This is a genomic window from Rhizobium cerradonense, assembly GCF_030182455.1.
Classification (GTDB): domain Bacteria; phylum Pseudomonadota; class Alphaproteobacteria; order Rhizobiales; family Rhizobiaceae; genus Rhizobium.
The window spans coordinates 47,804-65,553 of record NZ_JAQJCK010000014.1; the positions used below are offsets into that span (position 1 = coordinate 47,804).

General features: G+C 57.5%; 13 protein-coding genes. 8 read left to right on the forward strand and 5 right to left on the reverse strand.

All coding sequences use genetic code 11. From position 1 onward, the window contains the following. Positions 1–39 precede the first annotated feature (39 nt). On the reverse strand, positions 40–1,035 hold the full coding sequence (locus PH547_RS25215; protein WP_104825997.1) for an AraC family transcriptional regulator: 996 nt from the start codon (positions 1,033–1,035) through the stop codon (positions 40–42). A 1,023-nt stretch (positions 1,036–2,058) separates the two neighbouring features. On the opposite strand from PH547_RS25215, the gene PH547_RS25220 reads away from it, so the two are divergent. Next, on the forward strand, positions 2,059–4,014 hold the full coding sequence (locus PH547_RS25220) for a methyl-accepting chemotaxis protein (RefSeq protein ID WP_285169696.1): 1,956 nt from the start codon (positions 2,059–2,061) through the stop codon (positions 4,012–4,014). A 345-nt stretch (positions 4,015–4,359) separates the two neighbouring features. On the opposite strand, the gene PH547_RS25225 is transcribed toward PH547_RS25220, so the two are convergent. Both PH547_RS25225 and PH547_RS25230 read right to left on the reverse strand, forming a co-directional pair. Continuing rightward, complete coding sequence (locus PH547_RS25225) at positions 4,360–5,292, reverse strand: MYG1 family protein (protein WP_283053057.1); 933 nt, start codon at positions 5,290–5,292, stop codon at positions 4,360–4,362. 91 nt (positions 5,293–5,383) lie between these two features. Then, the gene (locus PH547_RS25230; RefSeq protein WP_104825994.1) at positions 5,384–5,668 is read right to left on the reverse strand and encodes a hypothetical protein; all 285 of its coding nucleotides are present in this window, start codon (positions 5,666–5,668) and stop codon (positions 5,384–5,386) included. A gap of 432 nt (positions 5,669–6,100) precedes the next feature. Between PH547_RS25230 and PH547_RS25235 the strand changes: the two genes are divergently transcribed. The 7 genes from PH547_RS25235 (at position 6,101) to PH547_RS25265 (ending at position 14,639) form a co-directional block, all read left to right on the forward strand. Next, the gene (locus tag PH547_RS25235; protein WP_104825992.1) at positions 6,101–7,021 is read left to right on the forward strand and encodes an ArsR/SmtB family transcription factor; all 921 of its coding nucleotides are present in this window, start codon (positions 6,101–6,103) and stop codon (positions 7,019–7,021) included. Positions 7,022–7,230: 209 nt separating this feature from the next. Beyond that, positions 7,231–8,739 carry an arabinosylfuranosidase ArfA gene (arfA, locus tag PH547_RS25240; protein ID WP_104827814.1) on the forward strand — a complete coding sequence of 503 codons (1,509 nt, stop codon included), beginning with the start codon at positions 7,231–7,233 and terminating at the stop codon, positions 8,737–8,739. Positions 8,740–8,939: 200 nt separating this feature from the next. Beyond that, positions 8,940–10,841 carry an ABC transporter substrate-binding protein gene (locus PH547_RS25245; protein ID WP_104825991.1) on the forward strand — a complete coding sequence of 634 codons (1,902 nt, stop codon included), beginning with the start codon at positions 8,940–8,942 and terminating at the stop codon, positions 10,839–10,841. A gap of 110 nt (positions 10,842–10,951) precedes the next feature. Next, positions 10,952–11,956: an ABC transporter permease gene (locus PH547_RS25250; protein WP_104825990.1), complete on the forward strand. Its 1,005-nt coding sequence runs from the start codon at positions 10,952–10,954 to the stop codon at positions 11,954–11,956. A 3-nt stretch (positions 11,957–11,959) separates the two neighbouring features. Further along, entirely contained in the window at positions 11,960–12,817 is an 858-nt protein-coding gene (locus tag PH547_RS25255) for an ABC transporter permease (protein WP_104825989.1), read from the forward strand. Between the two features lie 2 nt (positions 12,818–12,819). Then, a complete protein-coding gene (locus PH547_RS25260; protein WP_285169697.1) occupies positions 12,820–13,809 on the forward strand; it encodes an ABC transporter ATP-binding protein in 990 nt (329 codons plus the stop codon). Beyond that, positions 13,806–14,639, forward strand: coding sequence for an ABC transporter ATP-binding protein (locus PH547_RS25265; RefSeq protein WP_285169698.1), 834 nt, complete (start codon positions 13,806–13,808; stop codon positions 14,637–14,639). The genes PH547_RS25260 and PH547_RS25265 overlap by 4 nt, the downstream gene beginning before the upstream one ends. Positions 14,640–14,666: 27 nt before the next feature. On the opposite strand, the gene PH547_RS25270 is transcribed toward PH547_RS25265, so the two are convergent. Together PH547_RS25270 and PH547_RS25275 are read right to left on the reverse strand one after the other, a co-directional pair. Then, positions 14,667–17,246 carry a methyl-accepting chemotaxis protein gene (locus PH547_RS25270; protein ID WP_283053051.1) on the reverse strand — a complete coding sequence of 860 codons (2,580 nt, stop codon included), beginning with the start codon at positions 17,244–17,246 and terminating at the stop codon, positions 14,667–14,669. A 61-nt stretch (positions 17,247–17,307) separates the two neighbouring features. After that, positions 17,308–17,697: a tautomerase family protein gene (locus PH547_RS25275; protein WP_283053049.1), complete on the reverse strand. Its 390-nt coding sequence runs from the start codon at positions 17,695–17,697 to the stop codon at positions 17,308–17,310. Positions 17,698–17,750 lie beyond the last annotated feature (53 nt).

Below are 17,750 nucleotides of genomic sequence, written 5' to 3' on the forward strand. Positions count from 1 at the left end.
ATCGGGTCTAAAGACGTTTGTGGATTGTCATATGCTTACTCAGCCTTCAGCTCCTGAGCGCTTCCTCGTCTCCGATGGAGTTTCTCCAAATGTCTGCCGATAGGTCACCGCGAATCTTCCGAAATGGAAGAAGCCCCACTTCAAGCATATCTCTTTGATCGACGTGCGGTTGGACTGATCCAGAAGATCTGCCCGGGCGGCTTGCAGACGAATCCCCCGCAGATAAGCCATTGGGGTTGTTTCCCTGAAAGCCCGAAAGCCCCCTTCCAGCGCGCGAATGGAAACACCAACAGCCTCGGCGACCATTTGCATCGTTATTGGCCGGTCAATGTTTGCGTGCATGAAGTCGATGGCACGTCGAACATGCCGGGGAGCAACCAGGTGGGGCTTCTTGGCTAATAGGTGAGATAGCTGATGTGGCGTCGTCCGCAATATCAAATCGGCGAGCGCGTTGACCATATACGACATCGCCATCGGAGATTGAATGAGCGGTCCGTTGTAGCGCATACCCGCAATGATCGTTTGCACGAGATTTCCGACCAATTGACCGGCTGACGTGGACAGATCCAGGATCGGCGTCAGATCAAGTGAGCCATTCAATGGCATCTCAAACATTGCTGCAACCGTTTGCTTCATGACCGCCCAGTCCAGTCGGAGCACATCGGACATATTCGGCGCACCTTGCAGAAAGAAACGTTCCGGCTGCTTGTTATTGACAAGCAGCACCTGGCCCGGCTTGACGTCAATCACTCGGCGACCAAGCGCTACGCCCCAGCCTCCGATGCGAGGTACCGCAATCGATAGCCACTCAGGCATTTCGGCCAGAGGACGTGCTTGCCATTCAACCTGGTAGTGACTGGTGACCAAGGTTGCTGCCCCTCCGGTATGGAAGTCGGCCTGCCAAAGGAAATCTGCCCCCCGGCCCAACTGGCTGGCCTCAAAGGGACCGAAGTTTTTCGTGTATATTTCGACCATATCGTCGAAGGTTGAGCCATGAAATCGCAGCGAGGATTTCACCAGGATATTGTCTGACATATGATTATTCGTTTGTGCGTGGACCGCTTGAAAGGCAATGGCAGGTCAAATGGCAACTTCGTCCAGATATTATTTGGTCGGCGTCGAGATTTCGGAAGTCTGCGTGGGCGCAAACAAACCGCCGAGCAGCAAACGGCACGGGGGCATCCGATATTCTGACGGCCGTCAAAGCCCGACGAGTGCCTCTGTGTCGGCCAACTCTCTGGAACACCAAGAATCTGCACCGCGAGTACCAGTAGCGCCTCCTTGAAAGAACGGAATGTTAAGGCCGGTCTCTAAGCGGTTCTTCCTGGCGACAGTTCGGACTGAATCTCGTCACGCCATAGCGATCCTTTAGTTTTTACTGCCGCGAAATGCGGCACTATTTCATGATCGCTCTTACCACCATGGGATCGCGCCATCGTGTCCAGTTTCCGCCAACATATCCAGATTGAGCAGCAAAGTTCACTTGAGGTTGTGAGAACCGAGGCGCATCCACGAAAATCCAATCTTTGTTAAGGGTTCGCGTCAATTCGTGAGTGCATAGGCGCAGTTGCTGAGACGCGGTTGTCTTCCAAGGACAATCTCCTGCTCTCCGGCATAATCGAAAGCCTATTCGCGCTGCGCAAATGATTTGTGGCGGCTTTTCTCCACTACCTTCAGAGGGCCGATGACGGCACCCCTGTCTCCTTCGTTCCCGGAGAACGTCGTGCCTAACCTCATTCCATTTCCAGCCCAGAACCGCGCTCGACCAGACGTCCAAGCCTCGGATACCTTTTCCACGGCGCCCGAAGCACCTGACCTCTTACAGTTGCTGGCGCGCAAGCGTGAGATGCTGAGCAACGCGGCATATTATTTGGAGGCTCTTTGCGCGTCTCTGAAGGGCGATGTGACTGATGCGCCGCATCTTTCAATTAACGCTGACATGCGGCCCACGCAGAACGCGTGAAGGCTCACTTCTTCTTTCGTCTCTAACTGAAAATCATTCAATACGCCCGGCTTCAAGGGAGGAGGCTGCCGGCGGTGAAGACACAAAGGATTCATATGTCTTTCTTGGCAAACCTTAAGATCGGTACGAAGCTTGCGCTTTCGTCGGGTATCGGAATTGTACTGATCATCGGTATTCTCATAAATCAGCAGATCGCCAGCGGTGAAATCAGTTCGGCGAATGCGGCCGTTTCTCGTGAACAAACGATTCTCAACGGCATTCAGACTGCCGCGGTATCTCTCGCGGAAATGCGGACAGCCGCTCATGAAATCGGCTCTGCTACGACGGCAAAGGAAGTTGAAGCGTCGCTCAGCCAAGCCAAAATCAGCGACCAACAAGCATGGGATGGCCTTGAGCAGCCCATCAGTATCGCTCTGAAGCCTGATGTCTTGAAGGACATCCGCAATGGTTTGCGGGAGTATGATGGCCTCATAACAAAACGTGCCTCCGCTTTGACCGAAGCCATGGCCAAGAAGAATGGCTCGCCATTGAGCCCGGCAGAAGTCGAAGCGGCGTTGGGCGTCGTCTCCGAGGTGGATATCAACCAGGTTATGGAGCGCACTCACACGGCAACGGACGCCTCGATCCAGAACGCTCGCCACTTTACGCAGGAGGCAAGAGCTGCGCTGGCGGCCTCGGTTTCAACAGCGGAAACGATCTCTTTGATCGTCGGCGCAAGCGTTGTTCTTGTCTTGTTTGCATCAGCGATCGCGTTGATGATCGGCGTTGCCAAGCCCATCAAGCTGATGACCTCAGCAATGCGCCGGCTCGCTGATGGCGACATGAATGTCGATATCGCCTCCGTGACGCGTCGAGACGAAATAGGCGCCATGTATGAAGCCGTTAAGGTCTTCCAACAGAATGCAGTCGCCAACCGGCGCCTCGAAGAAGAGGCTACCGCCTCTCGCGGCCATCAGGAAGCCGAACGCGCCGAACTCCAGCGCCGCACGGAGCGTGAAGCCGAACAATTGCGCTTTGCCTCTGACAATCTCGCCTCAGGTCTGAAACGGCTTGCCGCCGGCGATCTGGCCTTCCAGATCAATGAGGCCTTCGCACCGGATTTCGAGCCGCTGCGCCGGGACTTCAATCAGTCGGTCCAGCAGCTTGGCGCCGCACTTTCGACGATCGCGGACAGCATTGGCGCCATGAACAATGGCACGCGCGAAATCTCGTCGGGTGCACAGGATCTCTCCAGACGGACGGAACAACAGGCCGCCTCACTCGAAGAAACCGCCGCCGCGCTCGACGAGATCGTCGTCAACGTTGGTTCGTCGACAAAGCTGACGGAAGAGGCCCGCACTGTCGCCAGCCAGGCCAATCAGAGCGCGCAGAAATCCGCTGAAGTGGTTTCTCATGCCGAGGAGGCGATGCGGCGGATCGAGGAGAGCTCGCAGCAAATCTCCAACATCATAGGCGTTATCGACGAGATCGCTTTCCAGACCAACCTTTTGGCGCTCAACGCCGGAGTGGAGGCAGCCCGAGCAGGCGAAGCGGGCAAGGGCTTTGCGGTCGTCGCACAGGAAGTGCGCGAGCTTGCTCAGCGCTCGGCGCAGGCGGCAAAGGAGATCAAGGGCCTGATCCAAACGTCGACCACCGAAGTGCAAAGCGGCGTCAAGCTGGTGCGCGATACCGGCGAGGCGCTAAACGTCATCGGCGGCTTCATTGGCCAGATCAACAATCACATGAATGCGATCGCCGTGTCCGCAAAGGAGCAGTCGACGGGTCTTGCCGAGATTAACACGGCGATCAATTCGATGGATCAGACGACGCAGCAGAATGCCGCCATGGTGGAGCAATCGACCGCTGCGGCTTCCAATCTTACGCAGGAGGCCGCGAAGCTACGGGATCTCATTGGCAACTTTAGGCTTGAAGACGCCGTCGGCCCGCGTGCCGTCCGCGAAACGACCAAGCCTGTTGCCTCTCCGGCCCGCGCCCTCAGCAACAAGCTCTCCCGCGTCTTCGGCGGAAAGACGGCAACTGCCGCCGCTGTAAAGGAATGGGAAGACTTCTGATCGAAGCAACACCTTCAGCCGCCAGTCAGGCCACGACGCTGGAAATCATCGCCTTCCGTCTCAGTGGCTAGCGGTTCTGCATTGAGACAACTTCGGTCTGGGAAATCCGGGATGGGCAGCGGTCACGCCGCTGCCCATCCCATGTTCTCGGCGTGATGAACTTGCAAGGCTCCGAACAATTGGTCCCTTTGCGTCAAGTCTACCATTCCGCCCTTTAAAGCAAATTCATAGGCAATTGCGAAAGCGAAATGCGGGACGATAAGCCGGCCGATAACGAGTGATCAGGTAAGGCTTTCAGAACGAGCGCGCCGACTAGGCACCGCTCCATCATCTGCCTGGCAAGCGTCAGCCGGTCACACCGACTTCAGCCTCCGTCACCGCCAGCTCGGCCATGGCGAGTGCAGCCTCGCGGGTCCTGGCGGCGGCGATGAAGCGGCCGCTGTGGCAAAAGCTCGCGCCCTCTATGCCGCAAGCCGCCTCCAGATCGCGATCGGTCAAGCCCGCCCAAGAGGCAGGCAGGTCTGCCCTCAGCTCGAACCCCTCATCCGCTCGGCGGATGCCGGTCAGACACCAATCATTTTCGCGCGGGTGAACGACAAACAGCAGGTGATCGGCGCCTGCCTTCACGATGGCGGGGCGGAAGGGCATTCCCATTGGGAGTTCCAGAATGCGCCCCTTGCCTGCATCCATGATTGCCTGGTGCACGAGCGCCTCGGCCCGCAACTTTGCGGCGCTTTGGGCTATCCTCGCCTCGACGAAACTTCGGGCAATGGCAAGAGCGTTTTGGAAACCGCGATCTTCGGCCTCGGGGTTTGCCTCGTCAAAAACGGGCTTTAAGGTTTCCAGCAGCGCCGGCAACGTGAGCCCAGCCAGCGCTCCCGCAACGGAGGGGCTGAGCGCACCATTGTCAACGAGATCGACCGGCAGCACAAAACTAGCATCGAAGGAGGCATGTACCGCCTCGATATGCGCTTCGGGAAGACCCGAGGCGGCGAGGTAATCACGGCCATAATGCTTCCAGATCAAACCGAACGAACTGTATGGTTGGCCACTCTCCCGCAGCGGCGCACCGCGCTGATGGTGATCGAAGATCTGCGCGGCGGCGTCATATCTGCCGCCCACATCGTAGATGATACGGTCTGGGCCGGGGGTGGTCCATTCCGGCATCCGGCTGCGGATGAGACGCGCCTGCGGAAAAAGCCGGGTCAGGATGACGCTGGACAACAGTTCGTCGGCATGGAAACCGCCGGAATGGGTGACGAGGAAATCTGGGATCATGCGGGGGCTATGCCTTGTTGTTCGCGGAGTATCCGCTGGGGGTCTAGCAGCAGATAGCCGTTGCTGCATCCCATCTCAACGGGCCATTTGCTTATTTGGGCGGGCTGGTCCGGCCTCCTTCGGGGGATTCGCTCGCGAGCAAACTTTTGTACGCCTCGAAGTTTTGATCCTGAAACCCCTCGATCTCCGACCAAAGGCGTTCCCGATCCGTCACTGCTATGTCTGCCGCATCGAGAACATGCGACAGAATCGTGCAGAGTCGATTGATACGAACTAGCTGATTTCCCAGCTCTTCAGCGGTAACCGGTCGCGACAGCTTGTCAGCGTCAAGGACAACGCTGTCCGGGCCGAAATCTTTAGCTTGCCATTTCACCATCCAGCTCACCTTCTGTCAGATTTTTACTTCTAGCAGACACAATGAGATCGGCGAGCCAAAGAGCGCTATATCGCGGATGCAAATTTTCCAAGCTCCCGATCCTTTACGATCCCGCTCATCCCGACCAAGCGCAGGCGGACTCGCTTTTCGGCATCTGGCTCCTGCCAGTCGTCCTTTTGCCACCGGCATTCCTCATCATCCTGATCGGAGCCACTATCCTGCGCCTCTAGCGGGCGCCTGTGAACGTCAGCAGTCTATCAAGCAACAGATTTCCAATGGATAATCGTCGATTGAGCTTCTGAAGATGCTGCCCCTATAGTTGGAAAAAATAAAAGCCGGCGGCACTGACACTGAAGTCAATTTTAGCCAGTCAGTCTTGATACATCGAGATTTCAGATATAAAACGTAATTTCAAGAATACTGGGGAGCGTAATGGAACACTCGTTCTTGACCATCGACGCCAGCGAGAACGAGAATGCTATAAGAGCGCTCTCGGCGCCTGTACGCATACAACTCCTCAAGTTGCTTTGCTCAAAAGGGCCGATGAACGTTAATGACATGGCGCGAACGCTCTCTTTGCCTCAGTCAACGGTCGCCACCGGCATTCAGATCTTGGAAGAGGCGGGACTGGTTGAATCCCGTCTTGCCAAGGCACGCAAGGGCAATCAAAAAATTTGCTCCGCGATTTATAATGAAATTCTGATCAGTTTCCAGGACACGACCGTTCAGAAGGACGACTTCATCGAGGTTGCGATGCCGGTCGGTCTCTATACGAGCTGTGACATTCATGCGCCCTGTGGTCTCTGCTCCACCGAAACTGTGCTCGGCCTTCTCGACGTGCCCGACTATTTCTTGGATCCACAACGCATGCAGGCGGGTCTCATCTGGTTTGGCAGAGGGCATGTCGAGTATAAATTCCCCAATAATGCCAAGGTCTTGAACAAGACCGTGCGCGCCATCGAATTTTCGATGGAATTGTCTTCTGAAGTGCCGGGCACCAATCCCGACTGGCCCTCCGACATTACGCTCTGGGTTAATGGAATGGCGATTGGAACCTGGACCTCGCCGGGCGACTATGGCGACAAGCGTGGTGCTTTTACGCCCGCATGGTGGAAGCTCGAGGGTTCGCAATACGGAAAGCTGAAGACCTGGCGCATTTCCACCCGCGGCACCTTCATCGACGGCATGGCCGCCTCCAATGTCACCGTCAGCGACCTCGCCCTTGCCCAACATTCCTCCATCCGGCTCCGCATCGGCATCGCCGAAAATGCCAGCAACACCGGCGGGGTCAATATTTTCGGCCGCGGCTTTGGAAATTATGGCCGAGACATCGTCATGCGGCTGTATGTTTGAAGATAGATATCGGAAATCCTGATTACTAAACCGCATTCTCTTCCCGTTCCAAGCCACCCATCCGCAAGGAGAACTACTTGTAATTAAATAGATTTTTCAGGAATTTGCACGGGAAAAATCAAAAGCGCGGCACAATTGACACTGCCATTTATCGCTATCAAGATAGATACAAGAAAACAAGAAATCTGATGCATAAATGGGAGGGTTCGTTGAAGGCGAACGTCATTGTCCATCGCGATTTCCAGGTCGCGACCATCGATTCCAGACTTTACAGCTCGTTCCTCGAACATCTCGGCAGGGCGATTTACGGCGGCATTTACGAGCCCGGACATCCGACTGCCGATGAGCACGGGTTCCGGCGCGATGTCATCGATCTCGTTCGCCAGCTCGATACGCCCTATTGCCGTTATCCCGGCGGCAACTTCGTATCGGCCTATAATTGGGAAGATGGAGTAGGCCCGCGCTCGGAGCGCCCGGTCCGTCTCGACCTTGCCTGGCGCACCCGCGAAAGCAACCAGATCGGCGTGAACGAATTCGTCGACTGGTGCAAGAAGGCAAATACCAAGCCGATGCTTGCCGTCAATCTCGGCTCGCGCGGCCTGGATGCAGCTCGCAATTTCCTCGAATATTGCAATCATCCCGGCGGCACCTATTGGTCGGACCTGCGCCGCAAGCATGGCTGGACAAATCCCCATGATGTCAAATTGTGGTGCCTCGGCAACGAGATGGACGGCCCTTGGCAAGTCGGCCACAAATCAGCCTATGAATATGGCCGGCTGGCCGATGAGACGGCGAAGGCCATGCGCGGCTTCGACAAATCTCTGGAACTGGTCGTCTGTGGCTCGTCGAATTCTGACATGAAGACCTATCCCGATTGGGAAGCGCAGGTTCTGGACCAGTGCTATGACAGCGCCGATCATATCTCATTGCACATGTATTTCGCCAATCGCGAAAAGAACACGCTCAACTATCTGGCCAAGGCCGAAAAGCTCGACCGCTACATCGTCACCATCGGTGGCGTCATCGATTATATCAAGGCGAAGAAGCGGTCGAAGAAGACGATCGGCATTTCCTTCGATGAGTGGAATGTCTGGTACCATTCCAACCAGCAGGACAAGGAGATCCTTGCTCGTGATGAATGGCCGGATGCGCCGCATTTGCTGGAAGACGTCTATAATTTCGAAGACGTTCTGCAGGTGGGCGGCATTCTCAACACCTTCATTCGCCGCTCGGATCGCGTGCGCATCGCCTGCATCGCCCAGCTCGTCAACGTCATTGCCCCGATCATGACCGAGGATGGCGGCCCGGCCTGGCGTCAGACGATTTACTATCCCTTCTATTTCGCCTCGAAATATGGGCGTGGATCGGCGCTACAATTGATCACCGACGGTCCGACCTACGATTGCGACGAGGCAAACGACGTTCCGTATCTCGATGCGTCAGCCGTTCTTTCCGACGACGGCAAGACCCTGACCTTCTTCGCCGTCAACCGCCACACGCAGACTGCGCTCGATTTCGACGCCCGCCTGGACGGCTTTGCAAATGCCCGCATTGTCGAGCAGGTGGAGATGACCCACGGCGACCTGCAGGCGGTCAACACCGCCACGCGGCCGGAAACGGTCGTCCCGGTCCATGTCGAAACCGCAAAAATCGAGGATGGCAGGCTGCGGGCGGCGCTGAAGCCGCTGTCCTACAGCGTCATCCGGCTGTCGGTGTGACGACCATTTGCCGGCAGGGCTACCGGCCCTGACCGAGGCATATCCGGCGCGCGTTGCGAGGAGGCAACCGAGCCGGAGGAATGGTTCGCAGAAGCCCAGGACCTGACTTGCTCGGTCCTGACGCGGCTGCGAACCGACAAACTGCGACGTGCCAGGCGTCCCTGCGGCCGCTCTCTCGTCGCTCTCAAAGGGAGGAGATCATGCAGCATTGGAAGAAGCTTGCATTCGGCGTCGCCCTGGCCACACTTGGCCTGATGGCGGCAGCGAAGGCCGATGACTATACCTCCTTGCCGCGCAAGGAGACGCTCATCGTCGAGAATCCGGAAGGGACGATCAAGAATCCCGGCTGGTTCAATATCTGGGTCAATGGCGGCGGCGGCGTTTCGACCGGCCTGCAGCAACTGACCATGGATACGCTCTGGTATATCGATCCCGAACAGGGACTTGGCGGCTCGACCTGGGACAATTCCCTGGCTGCCGACAAGCCGCAATATAATGCCGACTTCACCGAGATGACCGTGAAGCTGCGCAAGGGGCTTTATTGGAGCGACGGCGTGGAATTCACCGCCGACGACGTGGTCTATACCGTCAAGACGCAGATGGACCATCCCGGCATGGTTTGGAGTGCGGCCTTCTCTGTGCAGGTGGCAAGCGTCGAGGCGACCGATCCCTATACCGTCGTCTTCAAACTCAAGAAGCCCAATTCCCGCTTTCACGCGCTCTTCACCGTTCGTTGGAACGGCGCCTGGATCATGCCGAAGCATATTTTCGAGAAAGTGGCCGATCCGGTTCGGTATGATTTCGCCAATCCCATCTCGCTCGGGGCCTATAAGCTGAAGGCCTATGATCCCCAAGGCAAATGGTACACCTGGGAGAAGCGCGACGACTGGCAGCGCACCTCGCTTGCCCGCTTCGGCGAGCCGGCGCCGAAATATGTCACCTATGTCGATCCAGGCCCGCCGGATAAACGCACCATCGCTCAGATCGAGCACAATCTGGATATTATCCATGACAACACGCCCGAGGGCATGTTCACGCTCAAGGAGAAATCCAAGACAGTCGATAGCTGGTTCCCCGGCTTCCCCTTCGCTCATCCCGACCCGACGCTTCCTGCCGTGATCTTCAACACGCAGGATCCCACCTTCCAGAATCCGGATGTGCGCTGGGCGCTCGCGCTGCTTATCGACATCAAGGCCGTGGATATGGCGAGCTACCGTGGCGCCGCCACTCTTTCGGCGCTTGGCGTTCCGCCAACGGCCATCGCCATGAAGGATTACCAGGCGCCATTGCAGGACTGGCTCAAGACGTTCGAGATCGATACCGGCAAGCGTAAGATCAAGCCCTATGACCCGACGGTCGGCCAACAGATCGCCGATATCCTGCGCAAGCAGCCGAAATTCAAGGACCAGATCCCGACCGATCCGGCAGCCATCAACACCGCGTTCGGCTACGGCTGGTGGAAGCCGGATCCCCAGGCTGCAGCCGAGCTTCTGGAAAAGGCAGGCTTCAAGAAGACTGGCGGCAAATGGATGACGCCAGATGGCCAGCCGTTCAAGATCCGCATGAGTGTCGAAGGCGACACCCGCTCGGTCTTCACCCGCGCCGGCACGCTGATTGCCCAGCAATGGGCCGCTTTCGGCATCGATTCCAAAGCCGTTCCGTCCACCAGCCTGTGGCAGACGTCACTCCAGCCGGGTGACTTCCAGGTGGCGATCGCCTGGAGCGTCGAAACCTGGGGCGGCGATCCCGACCTCTCTTTCTTCCTCGATAGCTGGCATTCGGAATTCGTTGCCAAGAAGGGTGAAAACCAGCCGCCGCGCAATTGGCAGCGCTGGTCCAATCCCGAGCTCGATAAGATCATCGAGAGCATTCGCAAGGTCAGCGCCGACGATCCCAAGGGCATCGAACTGGGCAACGACTATCTGAAACTGGTGGCCCGTGAAATGCCGACCATTCCGCTGATGTCCTACAACGTCTTCACGTCGATGGATACCACCTACTGGAAAGGCTATCCGACCATTGCTGATCCTTATACCGATCCGGTTCCCAATTGGGCGAACTCCCGGTTGATGATGGTCAAGCTGAAGCCGGCGCAGCCATAATCCTCCCGACCCTGACGCGGTGTCCGCCGCGTCAGGTACCTGTCGCCGGACACTAGGCAGGTCCGGCGAACTTTCTTGAAGCAAGTGCCAGCAGCAAGGAACACCGCGGTATGGCGTCTTATCCTGTTTTCTTATTGAGGCGGTTCGGCCAGTTCCTGCTCGTGGTCTTCATCGGCATTTCCGCGACCTTCTTCGTTACGCATCTGACACCGATCGATCCTGTCGAGGAAAGCATCGGCTCGATTCAGCAGATGGGTCAGTCCGACCCGCGCGCCGTCGAATTGATGCGACAGTCCCTTCGTGCGCTTTACGGTCTCGAAGGGTCCATATGGCAGCAATACCTGCATTTCTGGGGCCGTCTTGCGACCGGCGATCTCGGCCCCTCGCTCTCGGCCTTCCCGACGCCCGTCTCCACAATCATCCTGCGCTCCCTGCCCTGGACGATTGGGCTCATGACAGTTTCGACGCTGATCACATTCATTCTTGGCAATATAGTCGGAGCGCTGGCTGGGTATTATCGGAAAAACATGGCGCTCAAGGCCGTGAGCCTCATCTTCATCGCCATGCAACCGATCCCCTACTATATCTTCGCTTTCGTGCTGATCATCCTCTTCGGTTACGTGTGGCCGATCCTGCCGATCAACGGCGGTTATGAGATGAACACCAATCTCAACCTGTCTCTGGCTCTGATCCTGGACATTCTGAAGCATTCGATCCTGCCGGCGCTTTCGCTGATTCTCGTCGGCACCGGCAGTTGGCTGATCGGCATGCGTGCCTTGGTCTCCAACATCATCACCGAGGATTACGTAGTCTTTGCCGAACTCGGCGGCGTCCAGAAAAGGCGCATTCTCCGCTCCTATATCGCTCGCAATGCCATGGTGCCGCAATTCACTGGCCTTGCGATGTCGCTCGGCGCCATCTTCAACGGCACGGTGATCACGGAGATCGTCTTCGGCTATCCCGGCATCGGCAACCTGCTGATTTCAGCGGTGCATGCCGGTGATTACAGCCTCGTCCTCGGCCTCAGCGCATTATCGATCGTCGGTGTCGCGGCGGCCGTCTTCATTATCGACGTCCTGAGCCCGCTTATCGATCCGCGCATCAAGGTGGAATAGAGCATGTTTACGATCATCCGCGACCTCGCGCGGCAAAACGTGGAGTTCTTGAGCGGCCTGCTGCTTTTCGCCGTCATCGTCGGCCTGATAGTCGTATCCTATTTCTCGCCATACGGCCCCACGGACATCTATCTTCTGCCGCCAGACATGCCGCCCGATAGCCAATATTGGCTCGGCACGACGTCGCGCGGCCAGGACGTCTTCTGGCAGCTCGCCACTGCGCTGCGCAACACGCTTTATTTCGGCATCGGCGTCGCCTTTCTCTCGCGCATCATATCGCTGGTGGTCGGTCTCGTTGCCGGCTATGCCGGCGGCGCGGTCGACCGGGTGCTGATGGCGATCAACGACAGCGTCATGGTTATCCCGCAATTTCCGCTGCTGATCCTGTTCTACTTCGTGCTAAAGGACAGCATGACCTGGAGCGTTCTCATCGTGGTGATGGCCTCGCTTGGCTGGTCCTATGACGCAAGGCTCATCCGCTCGGTCGCAATCAGCCTGAAGACAAGACCATTTACCACCCAGAGCGTCTATTCCGGCATGAGCATGCGAAAAATCCTCGTGGAGGAGCACCTTCCCTATGTGCTTCCGATCGTCTTCGCCACGACGATGAACAATATGATCTGGTCGATCGGCATGGAAATCACGCTCTCGGTGCTCGGCTTCACCGACATCGAGACGCCGACCATGGGCATGATGATCTATTGGGCCAATGCCCATTCGGCGCTGATCGCGGGAACATGGTGGTGGGTAGCGGCACCCGTTGCCGTCATCGTGCTTCTTTTCCTGGCGCTGTTCCTGCTGTCCATGTCGATGAACGAATACAACGATCCGCGCAGCCGGCTCAATCGGATGGGAGGTTAGCCATGGATGCCCTGGTCGAAATCGAGAATCTGAAAGCCTACTACCGCGCCTTCCTCTACGGCGTCGACCGCGAGGTGCGCGCCGTCGACGATATCAGCCTGACGATCGGCCGCGGCGAGATCTATGGCGTTGCCGGGGAGTCGAGCAGCGGCAAGACGACCCTGATCAAGACCATCGCCGGCGCCATCCGGCCGCCGCTCAGGGTCGTCTCAGGCAAGGTGACGTTCCATTTCGCCGGCGGCACGCAGGATATCTATGCCATGAAGCCGGAGCAGCGCATGGCGCTGCGCTGGCTGCATCTGTCCTATATCATGCAAGGCTCGATGAACGTGCTCAACCCGGTGCGTCGCATCCGTCATTCCTTCACGGATTTCGCACTTCGGCATATGAAAGTCGGCAGGGACCAGTTTTTCAACAAAGTCGCCACCCATCTGCAGCGGCTGAAGCTCGATCCAAATCTGCTCGACGCCTATCCCCATGAACTCTCCGGCGGCATGCGCCAGCGTATGACCATCGCGCTCGCCACGATCCTGACCCCGGAATTTATCATCGCGGACGAGCCGACGACCGCGCTCGACGTCATCGTCCAGCGCGATGTCCTCTCGATGATCCGCGAAATCCAGCACGAGATGGGCTCGTCCTTCCTGTTCGTCACGCATGATATGGGTGTGCATGCGACCGTCTCCGACCGCATCGGAATCGTCTATGCCGGCCGCCTGGTCGAGGAAGCGCCGACCCGCAAGCTCTTCAACATGCCGCTCCATCCCTATACGCAGCATCTGGTTGGGAGCCTCCCGCGCATCGGCGACGTCCAGACGCGACCGTCACTGGAGGGACGTCCTCCCAATCTTGCCATGCCGCCGGAGGGTTGCCGGTTTCATCCGCGCTGTCCGAAGCGAATGGATATCTGCACGCAGAAAGTTCCGCCGCTGGTTACAGTGGAGCCCGGCCGGCGCGTGGCATGTTTTGCCGTTACGGGAGACCAGGTTTGAGCGCTCTTCTTACCCTCTCGCATGTAACAAAGATCTTCCGGCAGGGCGGCATCCTCGGCCGGCGCCAGATCACGGCGGTCAAGGACGTCAGTTTCGAGCTCAGCGAAGAGCCGGAAATCCTGTCGATCGTCGGAGAGTCGGGCTCGGGGAAATCGACGATCGCGGCGATGATCCTCGGACAGATGACACCGTCCGCAGGCGAGCTGGATTTCCGCGGCAAGGCCGTCGCCATCCATGGCGCAGCCGAGCGCCGAGCCTTCATGAGAGAGGTGCAGCCCGTTCTGCAGAATCCTTTCGAGGCGTTCAATCCGCTGAAACGGGTCGACCGCTATCTCTTCGAAACGGCCCGCAACTTTTCGGCAGGCTCGCAGCGACCGGATCGTCAAGAGATCGAGCGGATAGCCGATGCCGCATTGGCGCATGTCGGCCTTAGCCTTGCGGAGGTGAAAGGCCGTTTCCCGCACGAACTGTCCGGCGGCCAGCTACAGCGCACGGCCATTGCGCGCGCCCTCATCCCCCAACCGCGCCTTCTCGTCGCCGATGAACCCGTTTCCATGGTAGACGCGTCGCTGCGCATGTCGATCGTCAATTTGTTCGGGCAGTTGAAAAGCGAGCTGGGGCTTTCGATCATCTACATCACCCACGATCTCGCGACGGCCTACTATATCAGCGACAAGATCATCATCATGCGCAAAGGCGAAATCGTCGAGCAGGGCCAGGCACGCGCCGTCCTCGACAATCCGCAGCATCCCTATTCCCGCGCACTGAAAGACGCGGTCCTTTCTGCCGACTTCGGATCGACCACGTTGGAGGCCCGGCGAAGGTCCTAGCCGTGGTCTCTCGTTCGACCAGAATCGCTACGCAGCCGTCACCCCATCTTCAAGATTTTTGACTTCAGTTCCGCCAAGTTCAAAACGCGCAAACTGGTCATGCAGCCGTTCGGCTTCCCCTGACAAAGCTGCCGTGCTGGCCGAGGCTTCTTCCACCATAGCGGCATTTTGCTGGGTCATATGATCCATGGAACGCACAGCGGAATTTACCGATGAGATGCTGGCAAATTGCTCCTGAGAGGAATTGGCGATTGCCTTGACGCGCTGGTGCATGTCGTTGACGTAGCGATCGATCTCCTGGAGTGTCCCACCACTTTCCGTAACAAGGCTGACGCCGGCAGTGACATCCGCGTTGGATGTGTTGATCAGGGAGGTGATCTCCTTGGCGGCCGTCGCCGATCTTGCCGCCAGTTCGCGGACCTCCTGCGCCACAACCGCGAAGCCGTTTCCAGCCTCGCCTGCTCGCGCCGCTTCTACGCCGGCATTGAGCGCGAGCAGGTTCGTCTGGAACGCAATATCGTCCATGACGGAGATGATCTGTCGGATTTTTTCCGACGATTGCTCGATCTTGGCCATGGCAGAAACCGCGTTTCGCACGACATCCTGCGCATGCGACGTCGCGTCGGATGTTTTCGCGGCAATCTGCCCGGCTTCGTTGGCGCGGTCGGCGGAGGCACTTACGGTGGCCGTGATCTCTTCCAAGGCGGCGGCTGTCTCCTCAAGAGACGTCGCCTGCTTTTCCGTCCGGCGAGAAAGGTCATTCACCGCCAAATCGAGTTCGCGCGTGTTGGAGCGGATGGAAGTGGCGCTTCGTTCGACATCAGACAAGGCGACGCGAAGATGCGCCTGCGCCGAATTGAAGTCTGTGCGCAACCGATCCAGTTCATCACTGAATTTTTCATCAATGTCGATGGAGATATCGCCGGCAGCAAGGCGTCTGAGACCGGCAGCCAAGGCATTGACGGCCTTTTGAAGCTTCGTGGCCTCCAGTAATTTTTCACGCTCGCGGTTGTTACGCTCGATCTCGCTTTCGCGTCGATTTTGTTCGGCCCTATCCTCGAGGGAGAGTTTTTCGATTGCGGTCGCTCGCAGAACCTGGACAGCTTTTGCCATGATGCCGATCTCGTCCCCACGATTAATGCCGGGGATGAGGACGTCGTTTTCGCCGCTTGCAAGCTTTCGGATGACGTCTGTCATGGATTGGATCGGGCGGCTGATGGCGAAGTTGAGCATGACGGCAAGGCAGATGCCGCCGGCAATCGCAAGCAGAACTGTGACTGCGATTTTGAATGTGGCAGAACCGGCTGCCGTATGAGCGGTATTAATTTGCTCGGCATTGAGCGTATCGATTTTCAAACTGACCTCAGTCGTCAGCTTCGCAAGCTGTTCCCGCTCCCTTGCCAGATCGGCCTGCGCAACAAGCATTTCCCTGAACGCCTTGTCAAAGATCGCAATCGAGACAGGGATTTGCTTTACGTCGTCGGCAATGGAGGGAAGTGCGGTTGCGGCAGTCGCAATGGTCTTTTCCAGCGCGACGAGGCCCTTAAGCTGCCCCTCGACCGGCGCCGGATCGGTATCGCCGAACCCACCGAACAGGTTGAGCATTTCGGCGCGGGCAGCGAGCGCCAATCTGCCGAGCGTTTCGGCCTGGACTGCAAGTTCCCTGAATTTGGAAAGCTCCGCCGATGATGCTGATGCCTTGTTCATGGCGGCATCCACCAGCGGAAAGGTCTGCGCCTGGATGCTTTGGGTCAAAGCGAGGATTTCGTTGACCGTTTTTCCGACGATCGTTTGCGCGTCGAATTTCCTCTTAAAATCCTCGGTGCTGCCAATGTCGTCCAGCGACTGTTCAAGCAGTTTGCCTGCCTGGGCGAGTTTCGGAAGCACCGCCGGGTCCAAACCGTCTATTTGCTGTCCATTGAGTTTTTCCGTCTCGGCGACGATGCTTTCAGCGACAGTTTTCGCCTGCTGAAGAAAATCGCCCAGGAACGCGCCGCCGCTTTCCTGCTGGATGCTTTTGATCGAGTTCGCACCCTGCTGCAGTTTGACCGCGCTGCCGAGCAGCCCATTGGCGGCGCTCAATTCCTTGTTCGCCGCGTCTGCTGCGACCCGGATTCGGCTCTCTTCCTTGCCCACGGCATCATTGATCGAGGCCGCCAGCGCTTCCAGATCCGAAATGCTTCGCTGAAGCGTGGCAAGGCGCTGTTGCTGCTGATCTGTCTGTGCAATCACTCTGTCAAATGTGGAAGCGAACTCATCGACCGTCGCCTTGACTTCCGCGACCTTGGCCGTGACCAACGGATCGTTCTTTACCGCTTCAGAAAGCGTTTCGAGCGCCGCGTTGAGATCCTTGATCCGCTGGCGCGTGGCGCTGGCACTCTCGATGCCAGGATCGAACAAATATCGCTCTCGCTGAAGCGATGTCGACTGCATCTCGTTGGTGACCTCTGCAGAACGACCAACGATGCTGAAGCGCGATGACAGGTCGACAATTGCGGAATATCCAACCGAGCCGACAATCGCAGCCAAAATCAATATGACAAGAAAGCCGCCTGCAACCTTGAATCTGAATTTAAGTCCGGAAAACCATTTTAAAAATAATTTCATTGCGCCCTGCTCCCGCTCTAGCAATAAAATTGGCTGATCTCATGAAATGAAGGTTCCTGTGTCAGAGCTCACCCGTCAGGAACTGCGCACGGCCATAACCGAACGACCAATCCTCATCGGAATTCTCGATGAATGAGACCATCACGTCGGAGGCTGGCACATCGCATTTGTCCGCGAGTGCCGAACATAGGTTCTGATAGAAGGCGACTTTCGCTTCTCGGCCGCGGGGTCGCGAGATGACCTCCACGAGCACAAATTTTTCAGTCCGCGGGATTCCCAGCCCGGTGTCGCAGGCCTGCATATAGGGATGCTGGTATTCCGACACGACCTGGTAACGGTCGTCCCGAGGCACGCCAAATGATTGCACCATCGCGTCATGGGCGGCGTCCAGCAGCAAGGCTACTTCGTCAGCCGTACGCCCTTTATGGAGATGAAACTTCAGCAGCGGCATGAGACGAATCTCCATGACACGACGGCTGGAAGTGCACGCTTGATCATTTTGCA